Raw genomic sequence first — 1,227 nt, 5'->3', positions numbered from 1 at the left:
TCCCTGCGTGTTGTCTGTTATGGTCGAACCACTGATTGTATTGTTGTCTGAGTCAAGGCCGAGAACAAGTCCGAACTCAAAGTTGTTGTTTAAAACCAGGTTTTCAAGCAGGTTGTTTGAGGAATTGAAGAGGTGGATGCCTGAGTCGCTCCCATCTTCGGCAGTAATACCGGAAAGTGTGTTGTTATCCGAATACTGGAGAGCAACACCCTCCCAGCCGTTTTCGCTTGAGAAAATGTTGTTTAAAGTGTTATTATTTGATTCGTACGCGAAGAAGCCGTAATTATGCGTGTTATAGGATGTGTTTATACCTGTGAAACGAGAATTATTTACATATTCAAGGTAAATGCCTGAATAGGGCCAGTTTACAGCGTCCCCGTTGTTGTATGCAGTAACATCGGTAAAATTAAGGTTTGTGGCTGACATGACGAGAGCGCCCGAGTATGTGTTGTTGTACAGCGTCGTATTGTAAACTGTTGTTTTTTCACTGTGGAAGAGTCTGATGCCGTACCTGAAATAGCTCACGTTCGGGCAGTTTCTGATTGTAAAATTTGCAGATGTTTCGAGGACATTGATGCCGATCATGGCACCGCTCAAAGCAGATATTGTGTGTCCGGCGCAGTCGAATGTCACGCCGGAGCCGCTGTTGACATCAATACAGGTGCCCGGCTCCCCGGTTATATCTGAAACAAGCCTGACTGTTGTATCAGGCGAGGAAGATGTTATCTTGGCCTGGCAATCTGCGCAGCTGTTGCAGGTGCGTATATAGTCCTGCGCGCGGCAGCATACATAGGTTTCGTACGGGGCTGTGACGCAGTCGCCTATGTGCTGGTTAGACCATTTTTTCGACGAGGGCAGTTCAGTGGAGACAGTAGCAATACATGTTTCGCCCCCGCTGCATCCTGCGCTTGTGTACCTGCATGAGAGAGTCGCGCCTGTTGCAGAAAGGCATGCCGACCATGGGAAATCAGTCATATTGTTCAGCTCGACATGGGCATTTGTCTCGTCTGACAGGTGGAGCAGCACAGCATCATCACATGCGGTCGAGAGTGTAACAAACCCGCTTGTATCCCGGCAGCACACGCTGTAGATGAAATCGGAGTGGTTGACGAGTTCTGCATGCGCGTCTGTCTGACCTGACAGGTGTAGGATATCAGTATATGAGCAGCTGGTGGTGACCTCGCAGGAGAGGTATGAGGCCGTGTTATAAGCGAATTCTACATCGTC

1 protein-coding gene is annotated in these 1,227 nt (G+C 48.7%); it reads right to left on the bottom strand.

Annotated features, from left to right (window positions below; genetic code table 11):
• A partial coding sequence (locus HWQ67_RS19110; RefSeq protein WP_218254285.1) for a right-handed parallel beta-helix repeat-containing protein occupies positions 1–1,227 on the bottom strand: 1,227 nt, incomplete at both ends.

The sequence above is a fragment of the Candidatus Magnetobacterium casense genome (assembly GCF_019173545.1).
Classification (GTDB): Bacteria; Nitrospirota; Thermodesulfovibrionia; order Thermodesulfovibrionales; family Magnetobacteriaceae; genus Magnetobacterium; species Magnetobacterium cryptolimnobacter.
The sequence above is the reverse complement of the archived record's forward strand: the minus strand, read 5'-3'. Positions and strand labels throughout refer to the sequence as shown.